The sequence below is a fragment of the Limnoglobus sp. genome (genome assembly GCF_059499385.1).
In genome coordinates, this window is the sequence record NZ_JCABYM010000029.1 from 1 (window position 1) to 5897 (window position 5897).

General features: G+C 67.3%; 8 protein-coding genes. 2 read left to right on the top strand and 6 right to left on the bottom strand.

What is annotated here, in order from left to right:
• Window positions 1-2 precede the first annotated feature (2 nt).
• Window positions 3-1208, bottom strand: a complete 1206-nt coding sequence (locus AC5JJ2_RS05375) for a radical SAM/SPASM domain-containing protein (protein WP_495856938.1) — start codon at window positions 1206-1208, stop codon at window positions 3-5.
• Window positions 1209-1359: 151 nt separating this feature from the next.
• Here AC5JJ2_RS05375 and AC5JJ2_RS05380 point away from each other — a divergent pair, with 151 nt between their 5' ends.
• Both AC5JJ2_RS05380 and AC5JJ2_RS05385 read left to right on the top strand, forming a co-directional pair.
• On the top strand, window positions 1360-1758 hold the full coding sequence (locus AC5JJ2_RS05380) for a DUF6941 family protein (RefSeq protein ID WP_495856939.1): 399 nt from the start codon (window positions 1360-1362) through the stop codon (window positions 1756-1758).
• Window positions 1755-1967 (top strand): hypothetical protein, encoded by a 213-nt coding sequence (locus tag AC5JJ2_RS05385; RefSeq protein WP_495856940.1) that lies wholly within the window; start codon window positions 1755-1757, stop codon window positions 1965-1967. Before AC5JJ2_RS05380 ends, AC5JJ2_RS05385 begins: the two co-directional genes overlap by 4 nt.
• Before the next feature lies 1 nt (window position 1968).
• Here the strand turns inward: AC5JJ2_RS05385 and AC5JJ2_RS05390 are convergent, their stop codons facing one another.
• From AC5JJ2_RS05390 to AC5JJ2_RS05410, 5 genes are read right to left on the bottom strand one after another with little or no spacing between them, the layout of a single operon-like run.
• The gene (locus AC5JJ2_RS05390) at window positions 1969-2610 is read right to left on the bottom strand and encodes a GDSL-type esterase/lipase family protein (protein WP_495856941.1); all 642 of its coding nucleotides are present in this window, start codon (window positions 2608-2610) and stop codon (window positions 1969-1971) included.
• A 9-nt stretch (window positions 2611-2619) separates the two neighbouring features.
• The gene (locus tag AC5JJ2_RS05395; protein WP_495856942.1) at window positions 2620-3054 is read right to left on the bottom strand and encodes a hypothetical protein; all 435 of its coding nucleotides are present in this window, start codon (window positions 3052-3054) and stop codon (window positions 2620-2622) included.
• 3 nt (window positions 3055-3057) lie between these two features.
• The gene (locus tag AC5JJ2_RS05400; protein ID WP_495856943.1) at window positions 3058-3342 is read right to left on the bottom strand and encodes a hypothetical protein; all 285 of its coding nucleotides are present in this window, start codon (window positions 3340-3342) and stop codon (window positions 3058-3060) included.
• Window positions 3339-4646, bottom strand: coding sequence for a nickel pincer cofactor-dependent isomerase, group 22 (locus AC5JJ2_RS05405; RefSeq protein WP_495856944.1), 1308 nt, complete (start codon window positions 4644-4646; stop codon window positions 3339-3341). Before AC5JJ2_RS05405 ends, AC5JJ2_RS05400 begins: the two co-directional genes overlap by 4 nt.
• A gap of 26 nt (window positions 4647-4672) precedes the next feature.
• On the bottom strand, window positions 4673-5704 hold the full coding sequence (locus AC5JJ2_RS05410; protein ID WP_495856945.1) for a DUF1574 family protein: 1032 nt from the start codon (window positions 5702-5704) through the stop codon (window positions 4673-4675).
• Window positions 5705-5897: the final 193 nt, after the last annotated feature.

Consider the following 5897-nt stretch of genomic DNA (forward strand, 5'->3'; position numbering starts at 1 on the left):
GGTCACCGCCGGTAGACGCCGAAGTCGTTGAAGAACACCCGCTTCGCGAGCCGGTAGAGGATGTTCTTTTCCGGAACCTCGTTGCCGGGGTTGTACTGCGAGTTGTGCGGCGTCATCGCGGCCAGCTCCGCCATCGCCGTCCGCCGGGCCGTCGCGTCCTTCGCCCCGTGCCGCTCGACGACGGCCTTCAACAGGTCCGGCCGCTCCAGCACGATGCACCCGCGGGTCGCCTCGGCCGCGGTTTCGCGGAAGTCCTTCAGGTAGGCGCTCGTCAGGAACTTCTCCCGCAAACTCCGGCCGTCGTGGGTCGCGTGGATCGACTCCTTCGAGAACTGGACGATCGGGCACGGCTCGATGTCGCCCCACGGGTTGATGTGGTGGCTGATCCCCGTCACCGCCGGGCAGAGGGCGTTCCCCTCGCCGTCGTAGTAGGCATCGACGATCACGATCGGTTTTTTCGCCCGCATCTCGACGACGAACTCGCGGGCGCGCTTCGCCTGCTCCGGCGTCAGGCACAGGTCCACGTTCGGGTTCGGCCCCATCGGCCGGTAGACGTGGAACCAGGTGTACATGACGCCCATCTCGATGAGCCGGTCCACCCACTTTTCCGTCAGCAGGTCGTCGATGTTCGTGCGGCACAGGCTGGTGCAAACGCCGGTGAAGACCTTGTTGTTCAGGCAGTTCTGCACGCCCTGGAGCGTCTTCGATAGCACCCCGGCCCGGCCCCGGCGCTCGTCCGAGACGATCTCGGAGCCTTCCACGCTAACCAGCGGCGTGACGTTGCCGAGTTCCCGCATCCGCTTGGCGCGGTCGTCCGTGATGAAGTGGCCGTTGGTGAAGATTTGGAAGTAGCAGTCCGGGAACTCGGCGAGCATGTCGAGCAGGTGCGGGTGCATGAACGGCTCGCCGCCGACGATGCCGAAGAAGGCGTTGCCCATCTGCTTGGCTTCCCGCACGAGCTTGCGGAACGCCGGCGGGTCGATGGTGTGCTGCTTGTGGGCCACGTCCACCCAGCACCCCTGGCAGCGGAGGTTGCACGAGTTGATGATCGACACGTACAGGAACGGCGGGAACACCTGGCCGCGGCGGAGCCGGGCCTTGTGCCGGAGGACGGACAGGCCGCCCTTGACGCCCATGTTCCAGGCGAGCTTCCAGAGCAGCCGCTTGTCGGCCTCGACGAGCATCCGCTTGGCCATCTTCAGCATCATGGCGGGGGCTTCCGTGGGGGTGTGCAGTTGATCTTACCGAGGAAACGACCCAGGGCTTGCACCGAATGATCGCGGCGGGGATGATCGGGCACCAAGTGGAGCGACGACACTGACGGGTTGGTAAACTAACAATTCCGATGCGGGGGCGAACATGATCGAACCGCCGATTGCCAAAGGCGTTTTCCTCTGTGAGGCGGTCATCGTTGAAGAGGAAACGCGAAACGTCAGCCTCATCAATTGCTTCACCCGGAGGGTTGTAGACGGATTCCCATCGCCGCTCCAACAGTTCTACGTTTTCGCCATTGTAACTAACGGCTATGGTACAATGCCGTTGCGGATGGTCGTGACCGACCTGAACGACGGGAGTGAACTTTTGGCGGTCATCGGGGTCCTGGAGTTCAGCGACCCGTTGGACGAGAAGCGGGCCTTGGTTCCGGTGAAAAATCTGGTATTCCGGCATCCCGGTGTGTACGAAGTCGCACTCGAATCGAACGGTGCTTACCTGACACGAGCCCGGTTCAAACTCGAATCCTGGGAGGACGTCTCATGAATCACCGGTCCAACAGTCACGATTCCGAATTGGTGATCATCGAGGCCGATGCCTCGAAGTTCGTCCCGCGAAAGATCACAGACCCGAAAGAACTCGAGCGTATCCGCAAACTGGTCGCGGACTTGGAAAAATACGGCTACATGAAGCCACGGCCGCCGAAATCGGTCGCCGAGGACCCACCGCCGGCCGACCCGCCGCCCGCGGGCTGACTCACTCCAGCGCCTTCGCCACGGCCGCGGACCACGCGGCGTACCCGGCCTCACTCAGGTGGAGGCCGTCCTTCACGAAGAACCCCGGCCGCGGCTTGCCGTCCGTCCCGAGCGTCACCGGCACGATGTCGATGTACCCCAGCCGCGGGTCGGCGTCACAAAGACCCTTCACCATCCGATTCGCCTGTTGCTGCACGTCGTACAGCTTCCACCGGGCCAGGCTCGGCTTCACCGGCAGGTAGAGAATCCGCGTCTGCGGCAGCTTCGCGTGGACGGCCTTCGCGAGCGCCGCGAAGTCGTCGCGGAGTTGCTCCGGCTTGCGGCCCTTCGCGATGTCGTTGTCGCCGGCGTAGAAGACGACCACCTTCGGCGCGTGCGGCAGCAGGATGCGGTCGGCGAAGTGCGTCGTGTCGCGGATTTCCGACCCGCCGAACCCGACGTTGACGTAGGGCTTGTCCGGGAACGACTTGGCGAGGTTCCACAGCCGGATGCTGGAGCTGCCGGCGAAGAATACGCCTCCCTTCGCGGGCGGGGCCGCGGCGAGCCGCTTCTCGATGCCGGCGATTTCCTTCTCCCAGCGGAGGGCCTGCCCGCCGGGGGTGGCGAGCAAGAACGCGGACGCGACGGCGAGTGGGGTGAACATGAGCATTCCTTAAACGGCGACGGCCCGCTCGCGAACGAGTCGTCGGGCGGTGAGACTGCCAAAGTTGACGGTGTCGGAAGTGGCGATCTGCCATTCGGCGGGTCCACCGCAGCCCAAGATGTCATCGACTTTTCGGTTGACGGATTCCTTGATCTCGGCCGTCGGGAATGTCCAGACGGGCAACCACGTCGGCCACGTCGACGGAATGTACTCGCCGATGACTCGCTCCAACCGGTCGAGGGCGTCGGACGAGAGTGGTTGTAAGTCGTAGTGTCGCTCGTCCACGCCGTCCGGGTTAGGGACTTCCTTCGAGCAATCGAACTTGAAGACCGGCCCGCCCTCGCCGAGTTGAAGGACGCCCCCGAACGCGCCGTCGTAGTAGTCAAGGATCAGCACGCGGGTCACGGGGGATGGGGCATTCAGCCCTTCGCGAAACGTCGTCATATGTCACCCCCGGCCGAATAGTTGGTTGAACGCCTCGGCCGCCTCCGCGGTCACCGGCTTGGATAATTCTACCGTCCGGTGCAGCGGGTCGCGACGGGTCGGCGTGTCATGAACGCGGAAGAGTTGCTCGACCGCGGCGCGGGCGGCCCGGCCGCCCGGGGCAGTCGTGGCGCGGGCCGTCACCGAGACGCCGTGAATGCCAAGGACGGATTCGGCCGCGACGGCCTGCGCCGCGAGGCGGTCGGCCGATTCCGGGTCCGTGCCAAATCGGGTGAGTGTTTCCGTCACCCGTGCTTCCGCCGCGCCCGCACGCTATGCGGGAACAGCGCCTCCTGGTTCAGCGCCCCGGCCGCGTCGAACGGCCACGGCCGCGGCTCGCCGGCGACCTCCAGGTGCGGGTTCTCCGTCGCTTCCGCCACCAGCGACGGCGACACCCACAGCTCCGCCACCTCCAGCGTGTTCGGGACGACCGCGACCTTCAGGTTCGCCTCCTCCGGGTTCCAGCAGGTGTCGATGCACCACTGGACGCACTCGCGGTCCGTCTCGAACCCGATGGGCAGTTTGCTCCGCCACAAGAAGCGGGCGGTCAGGTTGTTCATCCGGAACGGCCGCTGGTCGATGCAGGCCAGGGCGCGGTTCGTCGTCAGGTCGGCAATGCCGATGCCGGTCGCGTTGCCGTGGCTCTCCGGCGACACGTCGAGCAGCCCGATCCGCGTGATCCGCGGCTTCGCCGCGGCCAGCTCCATCTCCGGGGATGCTTCGATGAGCAGCCGGCCGACGACGTTCGGGTCGAGGCCCGCGCCGCTGTAGTTCTTCCCGCACTCGCCGACGATCAGCACGTCGAGCTTATCGAACGGAATCTTCCCCATCAGCTCGCGGGCCTTCACCAGCAGCGGCGGCTCCTCGTCGAACAGGTCGTCCTTGTCGATCACTTCGAGGATCGCCGTCTCCTCGTTCGTGTTCTCGACGATCGCGAGGCCGCCGAGGAACGGCGTCTTCGCCATCAGCACCTTCGCGGACGCCGGCATCATCTCGGCCAGCCCGCGGACGCCCCAGGAATGCACCTGGTCCGCCCCGTGCCGCTTGCCGAGACCGATGGTCAGCATCTTCAGGATGCCGCTCTCGAACTTGCCGCGGAAGTCGGTGTGCGGCTTCACGCGTGAGACGGTCACGACGCCGTCGGCGGCGAGGGCGTTCTTGTCCCACCAGACCGGCAGGCCCCAGGTGTTCGTGCCGACGGCGACCGCGTCCATGTCCGTGACGACCGGCACGCCGAGGTGCGCCTCGTCGATGTCGTAGCTGGCGAGCAGCTCCCGCTGGCCCTCCGGCGTCGCCCCGCCGTGCGACCCCATCGCCGACACGACGAACGGCTTCGCCCCGAGTTCCGTCAGCGCGTCGATGGTCGCCTTCGCGATGGCGAGGTAGTTCTTGATCCCGCGGCTACCGCACCCGACGGCGATCCGCATCCCCGGCTCGACCCGCTTCGCGAGCTTGGACGACAGCCACGCCCGACGGGTCTCGGCGGGCACGTCGGCGACCGTCGGCTGCGGGGCGATCTGGCGGACACGTTGCAGGCTGGGGAGCTTGAGCATGGGAAACAGGAGTCAGGAGTCAGGAATCAGGAGTCAGGGGTCAATTTACAGGAAGCGAGCCACGGAATCAGGCAGTCGCGGCCGAATCGGGCGCTGAACCGCTTCGCCGCGGACTTCAGTTGGTGGTGGCCGTCGCTGAAGGCGACATCCGGGAGCCACGTCGTCGCGTCGAAGACGGGGACGCCGAACTCGCGGGTGAGGGTGTCGAGGTACTCGGCGAACGCGGCCGTCGCCTCAGGCGGGTACAGGTCGCGGAACGACGTGGCTTCCGGCATCCGGTAGAGCGCGACCGGGACGTTCCGCTCGCGGCAGAGCGCGAGTAGGTCGCGGGTGGCGCGGTCCGGCAGCGGGGCGACGGCGTAGTTTCGGAAGGCGGCCGCGTATTCGGTCCGCGTGCGGGCCGTGAGGCGTGCGTGGTCGGCCGGAGTGATCGGTTCAAACGGGAACGGTGCCCAGCCGCGGTCGTCCATCTGCCGCCACTGGAAATCGACCCGGTGCTGCCACGGCAACAGCGACGGCATCGCGTGGCTGACGAGCAGCAGCCGGGACGTGTGCCACGGCAACGCCCGGTGGGTTAGCCATCGGCCGCGCAGCGCGTCTGCTTCGTCGCAGTACGGCGACAGCCGGTCGATGTCCGCGAGGCTCAGGCGACTCGTCGTGTCCCGCAGGACGTGCTCGGCCGGGCCGGGCTGGTTGAACACGCTGGCCATCACTTCGACGAGAACGGCCCGCGGCGTCACCCCGGTGTCGAGGAGGCGGCGGAGGTTCAACAGGTGGTGGACCGGCCCGCCGCCGGACTGGCCGAAGTTGTAAACGACCGGCGACGCGACGCCGAGGTCGTGCGGTGACAGGCCCATCTGCGTGCGGGAGCTGCCCAGCGCGAGGACGAGCGGGCCGTCCATCTTCCGGACGGCCTTGAACCGCCAGCCGAACTCCGGGTCGCGCCACTCGGGGCGGACGGTTTCGAGCGCGACGGCCATACCGAGCTGCGCGAGCACCGCCCCGGCGACGGCGACGACGGCCGCGGTCCGCGCCCGCTTTCGTGCGTGCGCCTTCATCGCGGCCCCCGCCGTTCTTGGCTTTGTTCCCTCCCCCCTTGGGGGGGAGGGTTAGGGAGGGGGGTAACCTGTCCAGTCGCGGTGAGCATCGCGTTAGCCGTTGGACGCGCCCGGGGGGGGGGGGGGGGGGGGGGGGGGGGGGGGCGGGGGGGCGGGGGGGGCGCGGGGGGGGGGGGGCCGCGGCGCCCGGCGG

What these genes read in the sequence shown, in the direction of transcription:
- AC5JJ2_RS05390 (WP_495856941.1), bottom strand. Translation starts at nt 2,610, where the DNA reads ATGTTCACCCCACTCGCCGTCGCGTCCGCGTTCTTGCTCGCCACCCCC.
- AC5JJ2_RS05395 (WP_495856942.1), bottom strand. Translation starts at nt 3,054, where the DNA reads ATGACGACGTTTCGCGAAGGGCTGAATGCCCCATCCCCCGTGACCCGC.
- AC5JJ2_RS05405 (WP_495856944.1), bottom strand. Translation starts at nt 4,646, where the DNA reads ATGCTCAAGCTCCCCAGCCTGCAACGTGTCCGCCAGATCGCCCCGCAG.
- AC5JJ2_RS05385 (WP_495856940.1), top strand. Translation starts at nt 1,755, where the DNA reads ATGAATCACCGGTCCAACAGTCACGATTCCGAATTGGTGATCATCGAG.
- AC5JJ2_RS05380 (WP_495856939.1), top strand. Translation starts at nt 1,360, where the DNA reads ATGATCGAACCGCCGATTGCCAAAGGCGTTTTCCTCTGTGAGGCGGTC.
- AC5JJ2_RS05410 (WP_495856945.1), bottom strand. Translation starts at nt 5,704, where the DNA reads ATGAAGGCGCACGCACGAAAGCGGGCGCGGACCGCGGCCGTCGTCGCC.
- AC5JJ2_RS05375 (WP_495856938.1), bottom strand. Translation starts at nt 1,208, where the DNA reads ATGATGCTGAAGATGGCCAAGCGGATGCTCGTCGAGGCCGACAAGCGG.